General features: G+C 65.7%; 16 protein-coding genes. 11 read left to right on the top strand and 5 right to left on the bottom strand.

What is annotated here, in order from left to right:
• Positions 1–25 precede the first annotated feature (25 nt).
• From SB764_RS22610 to SB764_RS22560, 11 genes are all read left to right on the top strand, one after another.
• On the top strand, positions 26–1,108 hold the full coding sequence (locus SB764_RS22610; protein WP_065061574.1) for an SMP-30/gluconolactonase/LRE family protein: 1,083 nt from the start codon (positions 26–28) through the stop codon (positions 1,106–1,108).
• On the top strand, positions 1,105–1,875 hold the full coding sequence (locus SB764_RS22605) for an SDR family NAD(P)-dependent oxidoreductase (RefSeq protein WP_410864956.1): 771 nt from the start codon (positions 1,105–1,107) through the stop codon (positions 1,873–1,875). The genes SB764_RS22610 and SB764_RS22605 overlap by 4 nt, the downstream gene beginning before the upstream one ends.
• 38 nt (positions 1,876–1,913) lie before the next feature.
• A complete protein-coding gene (locus SB764_RS22600; protein WP_065061576.1) occupies positions 1,914–2,939 on the top strand; it encodes a fumarylacetoacetate hydrolase family protein in 1,026 nt (341 codons plus the stop codon).
• Positions 2,936–4,801 carry a phytoene desaturase family protein gene (locus SB764_RS22595; RefSeq protein ID WP_176079960.1) on the top strand — a complete coding sequence of 622 codons (1,866 nt, stop codon included), beginning with the start codon at positions 2,936–2,938 and terminating at the stop codon, positions 4,799–4,801. Before SB764_RS22600 ends, SB764_RS22595 begins: the two co-directional genes overlap by 4 nt.
• Positions 4,798–5,742: an NAD-dependent epimerase/dehydratase family protein gene (locus SB764_RS22590; protein WP_410864954.1), complete on the top strand. Its 945-nt coding sequence runs from the start codon at positions 4,798–4,800 to the stop codon at positions 5,740–5,742. Before SB764_RS22595 ends, SB764_RS22590 begins: the two co-directional genes overlap by 4 nt.
• Before the next feature lie 59 nt (positions 5,743–5,801).
• Positions 5,802–6,734 (top strand): VOC family protein, encoded by a 933-nt coding sequence (locus tag SB764_RS22585; protein WP_183715146.1) that lies wholly within the window; start codon positions 5,802–5,804, stop codon positions 6,732–6,734.
• Complete coding sequence (locus SB764_RS22580) at positions 6,731–7,096, top strand: Rieske (2Fe-2S) protein (RefSeq protein WP_183715148.1); 366 nt, start codon at positions 6,731–6,733, stop codon at positions 7,094–7,096. Before SB764_RS22585 ends, SB764_RS22580 begins: the two co-directional genes overlap by 4 nt.
• A gap of 13 nt (positions 7,097–7,109) precedes the next feature.
• Positions 7,110–8,273, top strand: coding sequence for an alpha/beta hydrolase family protein (locus SB764_RS22575; protein ID WP_410864951.1), 1,164 nt, complete (start codon positions 7,110–7,112; stop codon positions 8,271–8,273).
• Between the two features lie 71 nt (positions 8,274–8,344).
• Positions 8,345–9,478, top strand: a complete 1,134-nt coding sequence (locus SB764_RS22570; protein WP_205992426.1) for an FAD-dependent oxidoreductase — start codon at positions 8,345–8,347, stop codon at positions 9,476–9,478.
• A gap of 38 nt (positions 9,479–9,516) precedes the next feature.
• The gene (locus tag SB764_RS22565; protein WP_183039653.1) at positions 9,517–10,269 is read left to right on the top strand and encodes an SDR family NAD(P)-dependent oxidoreductase; all 753 of its coding nucleotides are present in this window, start codon (positions 9,517–9,519) and stop codon (positions 10,267–10,269) included.
• Positions 10,270–10,376: 107 nt separating this feature from the next.
• Complete coding sequence (locus SB764_RS22560) at positions 10,377–11,795, top strand: DEAD/DEAH box helicase (protein ID WP_410864949.1); 1,419 nt, start codon at positions 10,377–10,379, stop codon at positions 11,793–11,795.
• Between the two features lie 41 nt (positions 11,796–11,836).
• Here the strand turns inward: SB764_RS22560 and SB764_RS22555 are convergent, their stop codons facing one another.
• From SB764_RS22555 to SB764_RS22535, 5 genes are all read right to left on the bottom strand, one after another.
• Positions 11,837–12,388, bottom strand: a complete 552-nt coding sequence (locus SB764_RS22555) for a GNAT family N-acetyltransferase (protein WP_410865135.1) — start codon at positions 12,386–12,388, stop codon at positions 11,837–11,839.
• A 97-nt stretch (positions 12,389–12,485) separates the two neighbouring features.
• Positions 12,486–12,920, bottom strand: coding sequence for a hypothetical protein (locus SB764_RS22550; RefSeq protein ID WP_221224618.1), 435 nt, complete (start codon positions 12,918–12,920; stop codon positions 12,486–12,488).
• Between the two features lie 69 nt (positions 12,921–12,989).
• Entirely contained in the window at positions 12,990–13,745 is a 756-nt protein-coding gene (locus tag SB764_RS22545; protein WP_237181582.1) for a hypothetical protein, read from the bottom strand.
• A gap of 14 nt (positions 13,746–13,759) precedes the next feature.
• The gene (locus SB764_RS22540) at positions 13,760–14,890 is read right to left on the bottom strand and encodes an HAAS signaling domain-containing protein (RefSeq protein WP_410864947.1); all 1,131 of its coding nucleotides are present in this window, start codon (positions 14,888–14,890) and stop codon (positions 13,760–13,762) included.
• Entirely contained in the window at positions 14,887–15,228 is a 342-nt protein-coding gene (locus SB764_RS22535; RefSeq protein WP_065061587.1) for a PadR family transcriptional regulator, read from the bottom strand. The genes SB764_RS22540 and SB764_RS22535 overlap by 4 nt, the downstream gene beginning before the upstream one ends.
• Positions 15,229–15,279 lie beyond the last annotated feature (51 nt).

Raw genomic sequence — 15,279 nt, 5'->3', positions numbered from 1 at the left:
GACACGTTGACGTATTCACGCACCCATGACGACATCGACTAATCCGCTGCACGGCTGGCAAGTCAACCGCGACGAGATTCGCCAGGTTGGCCGCGATCTGCTGCGCCCCGAATGCATCCTCGCCGAACCCGACGGCACGCTCTGGACCGCCGACGCGCGCGGCGGCGTCATGCGCATCGCGCCCGACGGCACGCAAACACTGATCGCGCAGCACAGCACGCAGAACACCGCGCCCGCGTCCGGCGACGCCCAGCAACTCGTGATGGGCGGCACGCTGCCCAACGGTCTCGCGTTCGACGCCGAAGGCCATATCGTGATCGCCAACTTCGGCACCGACGCCATCGAACTGATGACGCGCGACGGCGCTTCGCGCACGCTCTACGACCGCCTCGACGGCGCGCCGCTCGGCAAGACCAATTTCGTGCTAACCGACTCGCGCGGCCGTATCTGGTTCACGGTGACCACGCGCCAGGTGCCGTGGACGCGCTCGATCAACGAGAAGACCGCCGACGGTTACGTGGGCCTGATCGACGAACACGGCATCCGCATCGTCGCGGACGGCTTCGTGGGCACCAACGAGATCCGTCTCGACGCCGACGAGGCATGGCTCTACGTGGTCGAAACCAACGCGCGCCGCATTTCGCGTCTGCGCGTGCAGGACGACGGCTCGCTCACCGATCGCGAGATCTACGGGCCGCCCGATCTCGGCGGCTTTCCCGACGGCTTCGCGTTCGACGCGCACGGCAATCTCTGGATCACGCTGATCCTCAACGAGAAGCTCATTGCGCTCACGCCCGAAGGCGAAGTGCTCACGCTGCTCGACGACGGCAATCCCGAGGCTTTCGCGCGCTACGAAACGCACTATCGCGACGGCACCACGACGCCCGAGTTGATGGGCGCGTGCCGCGGCACGCTCGCGCCGATGATGGCGAGCCTCACGTTCGGCGGCCCCGATCTGCGCACGGTGTATCTCGGCAGCCTCGGCGGCACGACGCTGGCGAGCTTCCGCTCGCCGGTGCCGGGTTTGCCGCTCGCGCACTGGAACCGTTCGGCGACGAACGCTACGCACGAAACGCACGACACACACGACAAGCACGCAACGTCATGACGAAGTTCACCACCCTTAACGGCGAGCGCCCCGTCGCGCTCGTCACCGGCGCGACGGGCGGCCTCGGCGAACAGATCTGCCGCACGCTCGCGCTCGCCGGTTGCGCCGTCGTCGCCGGTTATCGCAGTTCGGCCGACGCGGCGCATGCGCTCGTCGCGCAACTCGACGGCGAAGGCCATAGCGCCCTCGCCGCGCCCGTGACCGACACGGCCGCCCTCGCGCGCCTCGCCGACGACGTGGCCACGCGCTACGGCCGCTGCGACGTGCTCGTGAATTGCGCGGGCACCACGCGCTTCGTCGCGCACGACGACCTCGACGGCATGCCCGACGCGCTCATCGACGACGTGCTCGCCACCAACGTGCGCGGCCCGTTCGCGATGGTGCGCGCGCTGCGTCCGCTGCTCGACCGCAGCACGCTCGCGGGCGGCGCGGTCGTCGTCAATATTTCGTCGATCGCCGCGCAGACCGCGATGGGCAGCAACGTGATCTATTGCGCCTCGAAGGCCGCGCTCGACAATCTCACGAAGTCGCTGGCGCGTGCGCTCGCGCCACGCATTCGCGTGGTGTCGGTGTCGCCGGGACTCGTCGACACCGAATTCGTGAAGTCGATGGACACCGCGTGGCGCGACGAGCAGGCCGCGCGCACGCCGCTCGGCCGCCTCGCCGACCCGCAGGAAATCGCGCAGGCGGTGCTAGTCGCCGCGCGCGATCTGCGCTTCACCACCGGCTGCGTGCTGCCCGTCGACGGCGGCCGCCCGCTGCGCTGATCGCATCAACCGACAAGACATCGAAGGAGACAGACACCATGAAACTCGCGTCGCTCAACAACGGTCATCCCGATGGGGCGCTGATCGTCGTCTCGCGCGATCTGCGCCGCGCGGTTCGCGCCGACGCCATCGCGCCGACACTGCGCGCCGCGCTCGACGACTGGGCGCACACGCAAGCCGCATTGCAGGCGCTTTACGACGCGCTCAACGACGGCAGCGCGGCCAACGCGTTCGATTTCGACGCGCAGGCGTGCAGCGCGCCGCTGCCGCGCACGCATCAGTTCATCGACGCCTCCGCGTTCCTCAATCACGGCCGCATCATGACGCAGGCCTACCATCCGGAGAAGAAGTCGGACCCGTCGATTCCCGTACTGATCCAGCGACAGGCCGACGATTTCGTGGGCCCGCACGGCGATTACGCGTTTCCTGACGAAGCCGATCAATGCGACTTCGAAGGCGAAGTGGGCGTGATTCTCGGCGACGTGCCGATGGGCACGCGCGCCGCCGACGCACTCTCCCACGTGCGCCTCGTCGTGCTCTTCAACGACGTGAGCATGCGCAAGCATCTGTTTCGCGAACTGGGCATGGGCTTCGGCTTCATTCTCGCCAAGCCCGCCACGGCGTTCGCGCCGGTCGCCGTCACGCCCGACGAACTCGGCGACGCCTGGCAGGACGGCCGCGTGCAGCTCGACATGGAAGTCGCGCGCAACGGCGAGCGCTTCGGCGCGCCGAACGGCCGCGAAATGAGCTTCGGCTTTCACGAACTGATCGCGTATATCGCGTACAACCGCAATTTGCGCGCGGGCATGCTGCTCGGTTCGGGCACCTTCTCGAACGTCGATTATCACGCGACGGGTTCCGCCTGCCTCGCGGAGCAACGCGCGATCGAAATGCTCGAACACGGCGAATCGCGCACGCCGTGGATGCGTTTCGGCGAACGTCTGCGTTTCGACATGAAGGGCCACGACGGTCAATCGATCTTCGGCGCCATCGATCATCGCTACATTCAGGCGGACTACGTTCAGCAGTCCGCCCACCACGCCATTGCAGGAGCAGGCGCATGACCACGCAATACGACATCGTCGCGATGGGCGCGGGCCACAATGGCCTCGTCGCCGCCGCGTATCTCGCGAAAGCCGGCAAGAAAGTCCTCGTGCTCGAACGCAAGGCGTGGCCGGGCGGCGGCGTGAGCACGCGCGAGCTGAACACGCCGGGCTACTGGCACGACGAGCACTCGAGCGTGCACATCATGATTCAGGGCAATCCGATGTTGCGCCAGGACGAACTCGGCCTGCTCTCGGAACATGGCCTGAAATACCACTATTCGCCGGTGCCGCACGCCACGATCTTTCCCGATCAATCGGTGCTGTTCACGTACAAGGATCTCGACAAGACCTGCGAATGCTTCGCGAAGGTCTCGCAGAAAGACGCCGACACGTACCGCGAATTCGTGAAGATGAGCCAGCAGGTCCTGCAGATGTTCATGCCCGGCCTCTACTCGCCGCCGCCGCCGCTCGGCGAACTCGTCGCCATGCTCGACCGCAGCGACGAAGGCCGCCTCATGCTCGACTACATGAACCGCGACTGCCTCGATCTCGTCAATCAACTCTACGAGAGCGACAAGATCAAGATTCATCTGCTGCGTCTCGTGAGCGAAAACCTGCAGGCGCCCAACGAACTCGGCACCGGCATGGGCGTGCTGCTGATGCCCGGCATCATTCACACGTACGGCGTTTCGCAGCCGATCGGCGGCAGCGGCAAGCTCACCGAATCGCTGGTGCGCTGCATCGAATCGTATGGCGGCGAAGTGCGCTGCAACGCCGAAGTCGCGAAGATTCTCACGAGCGCGGGTCGCGCCAGCGGCGTGCAGCTCGCGAGCGGCGAGACCATCGTCGCGAAGGACGCCGTGATCGGCGCGCTTCATCCGCATGTGATCCGCCGCTTCGTGGAAGGCGTGCCCGAGCCCGTGTTGAAGCGCGCGGAACGCGCCACGCTCGCGCCGTTCTCGATCATGGTGAGCCACTACGATCTCAAGGAAAACGCGCGCTATTACGCGGGCGAAGAAGTGGGCTACGCGACCATGCTCGAATTCATGGCCACGGACAAGCTCGACGAGATGCTCGCCGATTTCGACGACCTCAAGCGCGGTCTCATCACCGAGCGCCGTCTGTGCGCGGGCGGCGACGAAAGCATCGGCGACAAGACGCGCGTGCCCGCGGGCAAGGGCATGTTCCATGGCATCACGTTCGCGCCGTACAACGTGAAGGACACGCGCTGGTCCGAGCGTCACTGGGACGAGTTCAAGGAAGAGATCGGCGATCTCTCGCTCGCGCATTACCGCCGGTTCGTTTCGAACCTGACGAGCGATAACATCGTCGCGCGCAGCATCGTCAGTCCTGTCGATCTCGAACGCTCGAGCCCGAACAGCATGATGCGCGGCGATCTGCATGGCGTGGCGCCCTACTTCTATCAAAGCGCGGGGCATCGCCCCACGCCGGACCTCGGCCAGTTCACCGTGCCGGGCGTCGAGCGCCTCTATCTCGCGGGACCGTTCCAGCATCCGGGCGGCGGCGTGTACGGCGCGGGCCGCGCCACCGCCATCAAGATGTTCGAGCAGCTCGGCATGGACTTCGGCAGCGTCGCGAAGGGCGCGCGCCAGGACAGCGGCGTGCCCGCGACGGCGAACGGCCACGCGCCGAAGAAAGCCGGCATGGTGCTGCGCGGTCCCGCCGACGAGGAACTGATGCACGTGGAGTCGCTGGAACGCGTCGGCAACGAACTCGTCATCAAGGGCAAGAGCTTCGGCACCATGCCGATGGAAGCGCGCCTCGACGCGTCTTCCGCGCGCGCGGGCCTCAAGATGCTCGGCGCCACGCGCCTGGCGTTCCTCGCCACGCTGCCGTTCCGCAAGGGAGACGCGCAATGAGCCATGTCGTCGTTACCGGTGCACAGGGGTTCGTCGGGCGCGCGCTCGTCAAACGTCTGCTCGCCGACGGCCTCGGCGCACGCGCGGTGTCGACACTCACGCTGCTCGATATCGCATTCGATGCGCCGCACGCCGATGCACGCGTGACGCAACTCGCGGGCAGCATCGCCGACGCGAGCGTGCGCGCGCAAGCCTACGCATCGCCCGTCGATGCCGTGTTCCATCTCGCGAGCATTCCCGGCGGCGCGGCGGAACGCGACTACGCGCTCGGCCGCACGATCAATCTCGACGCCACGCTCGGCCTGCTCGAAGATCTGCGCGGTCAGGCCCGGCCGCCGCGCTTCGTCTTCGCGAGCACGGTGGCCGTCTACGGCGACCAACTGCCCGAGGTCGTCGACGAACGCACGCTGCCCGCGCCCGCATTGAGCTACGGCGCGCACAAGCTGACGGGCGAAGCGCTGGTCGCCGACGCCACGCGCCTCGGCTGGGTGCAGGGCTGCTCGCTGCGCCTGCCCGGCGTGGTGGCGCGACCGGGCGACGGCGCGGGCATGATGTCGGCGTTCATGAGCCAGCTGTTCTGGAAACTCGCCGCCAACGAGGCGATCACGGTGCCGGTCTCGCCCGAAGGCGTGGCGTGGTGGATCTCGGTGGGCGCGTGCGTCGACAATCTGCTGCATGCGGCGACCGTCGACGCGGAACGCTTCAACGCGCGGCGCAGCTATCAGATGCCGGTGCTGCGCCTCACCATCGCCGAAGTGGTCGACGCACTCGCCGCGCGCTTCGGCGAGTCACGCAAGGCGCTCGTGACCTACGCGCCCGACCCGTTCATCGAGCGGCTGTTCGCCGCCTATCCGCCGCTGCTGACGCCCGAAGCCGAACAACTCGGCCTGCGCCACGACGGCACGGTCGAACAACTGATCGCCCGCGCCATCGCCCATTGAATACCCGGCATCGCTGCGCGACTCTAGCGCTGCGATACCAATGAAAAGGATTCCTGATTATGCAGATCGTTGGACTCGAATATCTCGTCTTCGGCATCGACGACATGGCGGGAGCCCGCCAGTACCTGCACGACTACGGTCTCGACGAAGTCGAATACGATCCCGCGCACGGCGGCGTCTTCACCGCACTCGACGGCACGGGCCTCGTCATGCGCCCCGCCGACGACCCGCGCCTGCCGCCGCTGCCGCCGAAAGCCGCCACGCCTTGTTTGCGCGAAACGGTCTACGGCGTCGACAACGCGGACACGCTCGCCACGATCCGCGCGCATCTCGAAGCGGAGCGCGACGTGCGCGTGGACGCCGACGGCACCGTGCATTGCATGGACGATGCGGGCTTCGGCGTCGCCTTCATGGTCACGCAACGCCGCGCCTATGTCGCGCGCTATCTGGGCTTCAACGTGCCGGGGCAACCCGCCGGTCGCGCGCCCAACGACTGCGCTGCGAATCCCGATGAAGTCATCAAGCCGCGCACGCTCTCGCACGTCGTCTATTTCGTGGACGACGTGCAGAAGGCGGAAGCGTTCTACGCGCGCCTCGGTTTCGTCGTGACCGACCGCTTCAATCATCTCGGCCCGTTCATGCGGCCGGCGGGCACGAACGATCATCACACGCTCTTCATGATCGAAAGCCAGAACGATCACATGATCGGCTGCAATCACTTCACGTTCCATCTGGGCTCGCCCGCCGAAGTGCTGCAGCACGGCTGGAACTTCGTGAAGAAGGGCTACAAGAGCTTCTGGGGGCCGGGCCGCCATATTCTGGGCAGCAACTTCTTCTGGTATTTCAACAGCCCGTTCGGCGCGACGATCGAGTTCGACGCGGACATGGACCTGCACGACGCGAGCTGGACGCCGCGCGCCGTCGATCCGGGTTCCGACAACTCGCAGATCTTCCTGTTCGACGCCCGCAACAAATGGGCGCCCGGCGAATGACCACGCAAGCCGGAGAGCGCCTGCTCTGCACGCTCGACGCGCTGCCCGACGGCGGCGCGCGCGGCATGCTGCGCGAAGGCTTCGACGATCGTCTGTGCGTCGTGCGTCAGGGCGACGAAGTGTTCGTCTGGCTCAACGACTGCCCGCACGAACATAGGCCGATGGAATATCGCCAGGACCGCTTTCTGTCCGGCGACGGACAGCACATCGTCTGCTACGCGCACTCCGCGCATTTCGACATCCGCACGGGCCTGTGTTTCGCCGGGCCGTGCACCGGCAAGTCGCTCATCAAGGTACCCGCGCGCGTTGTCGACGGCGAAGTATGGATCGCCGCCGACCTGCCCTCGGTCTTCGACATTTAAACGGACTATCACCATGTTCCAGTACTTTCCGACCAATTACGTGTGGAGCCTTTCGACGATGATCGCGCTCACGCACGGCGGCAATATCGGCGAAGTCGACGCCATGTGCGCGCCGCTGCGCGACGCGGCGCTCGCGGGCGACGATCCCGGCACGGTGGCTTTCTATGAAGCGTGGAAGGCCGGCGCCGATCAGCTCAGCGCCCTCGCCGACGACGATCTTGCGCGCGGTCACACGCTGTCCGCCGGCGAAAAATACGCGCGTGCGGGCCTGTATTACGGCATCGCCGAACGCATGCAGGCACACGGTTTCGAAGCGCGCCTCGCGATCTATCAGCGTTCGCTCGAACAGTTCGAACGCGGCCGCACGCTCGGCCGCGAGAATTGCGTGCGCGTCGACATCCCGTATGGCGACACGCATCTTGCCGCGCTCTACGTGCGCGCCGAAGGGCTGCAAGCGGGCCAGCGCGCGCCGATCGTCGTCGTCATGAACGGACTCGATTCGACCAAGGAGATGCTGCAAAAGAGCGTGATGGGCACGATGTTCGCGCGACGCGGCCTCTCCGCGCTGTTCGTCGATCAGCCGGGCACGGGCGAAGCGCTGCGTTTGCAAGAACTGCCTGCCGTGCACAACACGGAGGTCTGGGCCGCGCCGATCGTCGATTGGCTCGAAGCGCACGAGGAAGTGGACCCGCAGCGCATTGGCGCACTCGGTGTGTCGCTGGGCGGCTATTACTGTCCGCGCGCGGTCGCGTTCGAACCGCGCTTCGCGTGCGGCGCAGTGTGGGGCGCCAATCACGACTGGCGCGCCGTGCAGCACGCGCGGCTGAAACGCGAAGGCGAAAATCCCGTGCCGCATTACTGGAAGCACGTGCAATGGGTGTTCGGTGCGAAGGATCAGGACGACTTTTTCACCAAGGCCGAACACATGCATCTGAACGGCGTGCTCGATCGCATTCGCGTGCCGTTTCTGGTGACGCACGGCGAGAACGATCGCCAGATTCCGCTCAAATATGCGCACGAAACCTTCGATCAGTTGATCAACAGCCCGAAGAAGGATCTCTTCGTTTTCACCGCGCGCGAAGGCGGCGTCGAACACAGCTCGCTCGACAATCCGCTCAACGCCGGCAACCGCATCGCGGACTGGCTCGCGGAACAACTGGGCGGCACGCTCGCCTGAGGCGCGCGTTCTTCGTCGCTCCATTCAGACCAATCCAGTCATTACGCAACGATAAAACACAGAGAGACACCATGGCACTCGTCAACAAGGTCTTGATCGTGGGAGGCGGCATCGGCGGCATGTGCGCGGCGATCATGCTGCGCCGCCAGGGCATCGAGGTCGATCTCGTCGAACTCAATCCGCAGTGGGCGCCCGACGGCGCGGGCATCACCATCAGCGGACCGACGCTGCGGGCGCTGCGCGAAGTCGGCGTTGTCGCCGACGTGCTGCGCGTGGGCGGTTCGTGGCGCGCCGTCGATATCTGCGACGCGAGCGGCCAGCTCACGGCCACCGTGCCGATCGCCTCGGCGCATGGCGCGGACGATCTGCCGGGCGCAGCCGGCATCATGCGCAGCGCGCTCGCCGCGATCCTCGCGGACGCCACGCAACGCGCGGGCGCGAACGTGCGCCTCGGCGTGAGTTTCGAAACGCTCGCGCAGGACGAAGAAGGCGTCGACGTCGTCTTCACGGACGGCACGCGCGCGCGTTACGACCTCGTGATTGGCGCGGACGGCGTCAATTCCGCGGTGCGCCGCCACGTCAAGCCCGATTTCGCGGGGCCGCGCTTCACGGGCCAGGGATCGTGGCGCGCCGTGGTGCCGCGCGAACGCGAGAACTCGACGATCTACATGGGCAAGACCACCAAGGCGGGCATGAATCCGATCAGCGCGACGCAGTGCTATCTGTTCGTGCTCGACAAACGCGAAGGCATGGATTTCCTCGCGCCGGACAAGTGGCCGCAACTGCTCGCCGATCTGCTCGAAGAATTCGACGGCCCGCTCGCGAGGCTGCGCGAAGGGCTGCTCGACGGCACGCTCGAGGATCACCGCGTTTTGTATCGTCCGCTTGCGGGGCATATGATCGAGGGACCGTGGCATCGCGGCCGCGTGGTGCTGCTCGGCGACGCCGTGCACGCGACCACGCCGCATCTCGCCTCGGGAGCGGGCATCGCCGTGGAAGGCGCGCTCGTGCTCGCCGACGAACTGCGCCGACGCCATTCGCTCGAAGGCGCGCTGCTCGCCTACGCGGGCCGCCATTACGACCGTGCGCGGCTCGTTGTGTCGGCGTCGGGGCGGCTGGGCGAGATCGAACGCGAAGGCGGCTCGCGCGACGAGCACACGCGCATAATGGTCGCGGCGCAGCAGGCGTTGCGCGATCCGTTGTGAATCACGTCATCTGCCCGCTTGAAACCAAGGAATTCACCATGAGCGATTTTTCACCCGAAAACGGCCGCGTGGCGGTCGTCACGGGCGCCGCCGGCGGCCTCGGCGAAGCCTTCGCGTGGCGCCTCGCCGCCAGCGGCCACACACTCGTACTGACCGATCGCGCGCCGTGCGATGCGCTGGCCGCGCGCATCGACGCCGCCGGTGGCCGCGCCATCGCGCTCGCCTGCGACCTGAGCGAACCCGACGACATCGCCCGCTTCGCCGCCGAAGTGATCGAGCGCACCGGCAAGGTCGACGTGCTCGTCAACAACGCGGCCTTCATGCCGATGGCGCCGCTCGCCACCATCACCGCCTCGCTGTGGCGGCAGATCATGACCGTCAACGTCGACGCGCCCTTCCTGCTCGCCCAAGCGTTTTCGGCCGGGATGGTCGAGCGCGGCTGGGGCCGCATCGTCAATCTCGCGTCGAGCACCGTGTGGGGACCGCCGCCCGGCATGAGCGCCTACGCGAGCAGCAAGATGGCGGTGATCGGCCTCACGCGCGCGCTCGCGTCCGAACTCGGCGCGCACGGCGTGACCGCGAACGCCATTTCGCCGGGCTTGACGCGTCATCCCGGCAGCGCGGCGAATCTGCCCGCCGAAGCCTTCGAAGCCGTGCGCGCGCGGCAGTTCATTCCGCGCACCGAGGAGCCCGACGACCTGACCGGCGCACTGGCTTTTCTCGTTTCCGACGACGCGCGCTTCGTCACCGGTCAGGTGCTGAACGTGGATGGCGGCGGCTTCGGCTTCTGAGGGCGACGGCGCAAAAAACGGCATGGGCGATGCGCGTCGATACGCGGCGCGCGTCGCAATCGGCGCGGTAACCGCTAGAATTGCGGTTTTAGTCCGGAAACTGCCCCATGTCCTTCGCCACGCTAGGCCTGATCGATCCCTTGCAGCGCACTCTGCGGGATCTCAATTACCAGACGCCCACGCCGGTGCAGGTCAAGGCGATTCCCGCCGTGCTCAGCGGCAAGGACGTCGTGGCCGCCGCGCAGACCGGCACCGGCAAGACGGCCGGTTTCGCGCTGCCGCTGCTGCAACGGCTGGTGCAGAACGGCCCGGCGGTGTCGAGCAATCGCGCGCGCGTGCTGGTGCTCGTGCCGACGCGCGAACTCGCCGAGCAGCTGGTGCAGAGCTTTATCGAATACGGCAAAGGCCTCGACCTGCGATTCCTCGCCGCTTACGGCGGCGTGAGCATCAATCCGCAGATGATGAAGCTGCGCAAAGGCGTGGACGTGCTCGTCGCCACGCCGGGCCGTCTGCTGGATCTTCATCGTCAGAACGCCGTGCAGTTCGATCAGGTGCAGACGCTCGTGCTCGATGAAGCCGATCGCATGCTCGACCTCGGCTTTGCGCGCGAACTGAACGCGGTCTTCGAAGCGGTGCCCGCGAGACGCCAGACGCTGCTGTTCTCCGCGACCTTCAGCGAGGAAGTCCGCACCATGGCGGCGGGCATTCTGCGCAATCCGGTCGATATCAGCGTCAGCCCGCCCAATGCGACGGCCAGCAAGATCAAGCAATGGGTCGTGACGGTCGACAAGCGCAACAAGCCCGAACTCTTCATGCACCTCGTGGCGCGCAACAAGTGGCAGAACGCGCTGGTGTTCGTCAAGACGCGCAACGGTGTCGATTACCTCGCGACCTTGCTGGAAAAAGCCGGCTATTCGGTCGATACGATTCACGGCGACAAACCGCAACCGGCGCGTCTGCGCGCGCTGGAGCGCTTCAAGGCGCGCGAAGTGCAGATGCTGGTGGCCACCGACGTGGCCGCGCGCGGACTCGATATCGACGATCTGCCATTGGTGATCAACGTCGATCTGCCGATCGTCGCGCAAGACTATGTGCACCGTATTGGCCGGACCGCCCGCGCGGGCGCCAGCGGCGTGGCGGTGTCGCTCGTGTGCGCCGATGAAGCGCCGCAACTGGCCGCGATCGAAGCGCTGATTAGACAAACGCTGCGTCGCGAAGAGGAACCGGGCTTCCTCGCCGATCATCGGGTGCCGGAAACCAGCGCGAGCGGGGAAATCCTCAAGAAGCCGAAAAAACCGAAGAAAGCCAAGGTGCCGCAAGTGGTCGCCGGGGTTCTGGCCGGCAAGCCGGCGCAGCCGGGCGACGGTCCGGGGCCGGGCTGGGTGAATCCGTTCAGCACGCAGAAACCGCGCGGCAAGCCTGCTGCCAGGAAGTCTGCGGCGGGTTCGGGTGGTGCGCGTAAGCCTGTGGGGAAAACCGGCGGTAAGCCTTCGGGGAAACCTGCCGGTGGGCGTGGGAAGCGCTGATTCCAGCGCAGATCGATGGATCGGCGTATCGTGCGGCTGAGTTAAAGGCGGTTCGTGCCGCCGTCGCTCTCCCGTTGAAATTCGTCTCGCGCGATGGCGTAGCGGCTGTACGGCACGCCGTCGTCGATGCCATCGCCGCGATGCGTCATCCGCAACTTCGACGCGACATGGATCGACGCGCGATTCTCCGGATGAATGTCCGCGACGATCTCCGGCAGCGCGAGCGTGCGAAGCGCGTGAATGAGGACGGGACGTGCGGCCTCCGTCGCATATCCCTGCCCCCACGCCGCCCGGTTTAAACGCCAGCCGATTTCAAACTCGGGGCCGACGGCATCGTAAGGGATGAGCAAGACCCAGCCGAGAAAGCGCTCGGGATCGCGCTTCGCCAAAATCGACCAGTAACCCAGTCCCTCGCCGAAACGCGTTTCAATGCGCGAGTGAAGAAAGCGCTTGTGCGCCTGAAGATCGCTCCACGGGCCAACGACGAATCGAACGACTTCGGGATCGCGATCCATCGCGAGGCACGCGTCGAAGTCCTGTAGCGTACGCGGCCGGAGTGTCAGACGGTCGGTGTGAAATGTGGGAAGCGGCATGGCATCGGCGATTGGCTTTAAGCGATGGGCGACTCGGTGAGGTGGTTTAGTGAGCTCGCTCGTGTGAGATATTGCGCTGCGTAAGTCCGCCGATGTCTTAAACCGCAGCCTGACGCGCGGCGGGAAACGCCCGCATCGCGACAGGTGCGAGGCCAAGAACAACCACGAGAAAACCAACCTGGGCCAGATAGAACGGCGCGGACCATTGATCGTTTGCAGCGACGTAGTACGTGTTGTGCACGACATCGCTGAATATGATCGAAACAGTCAGCCAGATTCCCAGCCGGGGTTTGACGAATAAAAGCAAAGCGCCGAGCGGATCGAGAAAGGTCAACGCGTCCCAGTAGATTTTGCTCGCCAGCGCAATCCGGTTGCCATAACCATAATCCCACAGCCAACCATTTTGCAGAATCGCTCGGACATGATTGAAGGTGGCCGCAAGAAGACACACGGCAAACAGAGCGCGAATCAAGTTCGAAGCGCGTGGCATGGTTGTCCTTGTGTCGACTGCCGATAAAGCACGGCTTTTCATGCTGCTTCGTTGCGCGGGAAATAATAAGGCGCAGGAATCCGCAAAAAAAGCCGCAAACCGACACCGCATTCACTCACCCAGCAGATCGCGATAGCTCGCATACGCGCCGAGCAAGATCAACACAGCCAGCACCGGCGTAACGACCACGCCGCTCAACGTCATCGGCATCGCCGACACCGCGAACGCATAAGCCCCCATCACCGCCGCGTAAATCAACGCGACCGGCCAGTTGCGCGCAACGGCGCGCGCACTCGTCATCATCGCGTCGAGCGGCGTGCGGTTGCGCAGCACGATCAACGCGGGCGCGAACCAGAACGACGCGAACGCAACCCCATAGAACGGCAGCGCAGCCAGCCAGGCCCACGCGCGCAGCCCATGCATGTGCGCCAGCATGGTTGCCGCAAAATAACCGGCGCTCGCCATCGCCGCAGCCGCCACGCCGACAGCAAGCAAGGCATCGCGATGCTCATCGACCGCGCCCCACGTCTCGCCGAACGTCCAGGGACGCGCGTGATCGGCACGCTCCTGCATCAGCACGAACATGGCCATCGCCAGCGGCGCGACGAGCGGCGCCAGCACGCTCAGACGCGGCGCGAGTTCGAACAGCGTGACAAGATCGGCACAAGCAAGCAGCGCGAAAAGCCACGCCACGGGCCGCAGACGCGCGACCGCAAAACCTTGAGCAAGCCAGGCAAAACAACGCGCGGCCTGCACGCGACGAATGCGATGGTGATCGGCGCGCGCAACCGGCGCGGTGCTGGAGAGAAAGTGCAGATTCATGACGATGTCCTGTTCGAAGAAAAAGACTGCGTTGTCGATGTTCACTGCGCTCGCGTGCGTCAGGCCGCGCCGTGTTCGAGACGTTCGGCGATGCGCTCGGCGTGACGCCGCACATAGCGCACGAGGCCGCGCCAGGTGAAGCGCGTGAGCCACACGCAGAGCCACAAACCGAGCGCGCCGCCCGCCAGCATCGCGACGCCGTAAAGCAGCGCGCCGATGCTCGATCCATGCGGACCGACGATGAGCACGTGATCGTCGCCGCTATCGATGGCGACGTGATTCTTGTCGATCACCACCGAGTCGCCTTCGCTGTGCACCGCGAGTCGCGGGCCGTCCTTGCCGCCCTCGACAAACGACACGTGCTCGCCGTCGCTCTTGACTTCCCACGCCATATCGCCCGCGCTGCCGCCCATTCGCGCGGCCGAGAGCGTGTCGCCGCTTCCGGTGCCGATGTCGAGCGCGACGACGTTGGCACGCGGAATCGTCCACACGTCGCCCTTCACGTCGAACCCGGCCGTCGCGCCGCCCGTCGACGTGACGTGCAGTTTGCCGCTTTCGTTGCGCAATTCGACGTTGCCCGATGTGGTCACGATCGACATGTGCGTACCGGGCTGCGGTTGCAGCACGAAGCGATCGCCGTCGACGCGAAAGTCCGGCACATTGACGCGCTTGAGCATCGCGGCGTCGCCATCCGCCCGACGCTGCGATACGTCGCCGTCGTCCGCGCTCTCGTTGCTGTCCTCGCTGCTGCCCTGAAAGCTGAAAGGAATGCGGTCCGTCGACGGCCAGCCGAACGCGTGATGGCTGCTGAGCAGCACCACGGTCGCGAGCCCGGTGACGAGCATCGTCGCCGAGAGCACGTAGCCGCACGTGAGCAGCGTCAGGTAGAAAATGAACGGCACGAGCAGAAACAGTTGCACGAGTCCGAGGCCCGCGATCGACACGATCGCGCGCAGCAGATTGCCGAACGAGCGGCGCGTTTCCCACTGCCGGAAGCTCGCCTGCGCACGCAGTTCGCGCGCCAGTTTCACGGGATCGCCGAGCGCCGCAATCACGTCGGCTTCGCTGCGTCCGGCCGCGAGCGCGTCACCGATGTACTCGCGATAGTCGGCGACGATGTCGTCGACGACATGCTTCGGCAAACTTCGCAGTTCATGCCGCAACTGCTGGATGAATGCGTCCTGCGTCATTGCTTGCCCCCTGTTTTGAGAGGCGCGCCCGGCAACCCGAGCACACCGTTGACTTCATCGACGAAACTGCGCCATTCCTCTTCCATGCTCGCGAGGCTGCTGCGCCCCGCCGCCGTCAGCGAGTAATACTTGCGCGGCGGTCCGGAACTCGACTCGACGAAATACGTGGACACCCAGGCTTCCGCCTGCAGGCGGCGCATCAGCGGATAGATCGTGCCTTCGCTGATTTCCATGGTTTCCGATAGCGTCGAGACGAGTTCGTAGGCGTAGCTGTCGCCGCGCGCCAGCACGGCCAGCACGCACATGTCGAGCGTTCCCTTCTTGAGCTGGGTCTTCATTCAAATCCGTCTTCGATAGTGTGCATCACACAGTACCTTGCAATACACGCA

Source organism: Paraburkholderia sp. SIMBA_027, assembly GCF_046535315.1.
Taxonomy (GTDB): domain Bacteria; phylum Pseudomonadota; class Gammaproteobacteria; order Burkholderiales; family Burkholderiaceae; genus Paraburkholderia; species Paraburkholderia tropica.
This window is presented reverse-complemented; position numbering and strand designations above follow the sequence as displayed.

Bases quoted from the DNA above. Each gene is read 5' to 3' on its own strand.
- SB764_RS22555 (WP_410865135.1), bottom strand. From the start codon at position 12,388: ATGCCGCTTCCCACATTTCACACCGACCGTCTGACACTCCGGCCGCGT.
- SB764_RS22570 (WP_205992426.1), top strand. From the start codon at position 8,345: ATGGCACTCGTCAACAAGGTCTTGATCGTGGGAGGCGGCATCGGCGGC.
- SB764_RS22600 (WP_065061576.1), top strand. From the start codon at position 1,914: ATGAAACTCGCGTCGCTCAACAACGGTCATCCCGATGGGGCGCTGATC.
- SB764_RS22535 (WP_065061587.1), bottom strand. From the start codon at position 15,228: ATGAAGACCCAGCTCAAGAAGGGAACGCTCGACATGTGCGTGCTGGCC.
- SB764_RS22550 (WP_221224618.1), bottom strand. From the start codon at position 12,920: ATGAAAAGCCGTGCTTTATCGGCAGTCGACACAAGGACAACCATGCCA.
- SB764_RS22540 (WP_410864947.1), bottom strand. From the start codon at position 14,890: ATGACGCAGGACGCATTCATCCAGCAGTTGCGGCATGAACTGCGAAGT.
- SB764_RS22580 (WP_183715148.1), top strand. From the start codon at position 6,731: ATGACCACGCAAGCCGGAGAGCGCCTGCTCTGCACGCTCGACGCGCTG.
- SB764_RS22565 (WP_183039653.1), top strand. From the start codon at position 9,517: ATGAGCGATTTTTCACCCGAAAACGGCCGCGTGGCGGTCGTCACGGGC.
- SB764_RS22575 (WP_410864951.1), top strand. From the start codon at position 7,110: ATGTTCCAGTACTTTCCGACCAATTACGTGTGGAGCCTTTCGACGATG.
- SB764_RS22590 (WP_410864954.1), top strand. From the start codon at position 4,798: ATGAGCCATGTCGTCGTTACCGGTGCACAGGGGTTCGTCGGGCGCGCG.
- SB764_RS22605 (WP_410864956.1), top strand. From the start codon at position 1,105: ATGACGAAGTTCACCACCCTTAACGGCGAGCGCCCCGTCGCGCTCGTC.
- SB764_RS22560 (WP_410864949.1), top strand. From the start codon at position 10,377: ATGTCCTTCGCCACGCTAGGCCTGATCGATCCCTTGCAGCGCACTCTG.
- SB764_RS22595 (WP_176079960.1), top strand. From the start codon at position 2,936: ATGACCACGCAATACGACATCGTCGCGATGGGCGCGGGCCACAATGGC.
- SB764_RS22585 (WP_183715146.1), top strand. From the start codon at position 5,802: ATGCAGATCGTTGGACTCGAATATCTCGTCTTCGGCATCGACGACATG.
- SB764_RS22610 (WP_065061574.1), top strand. From the start codon at position 26: ATGACGACATCGACTAATCCGCTGCACGGCTGGCAAGTCAACCGCGAC.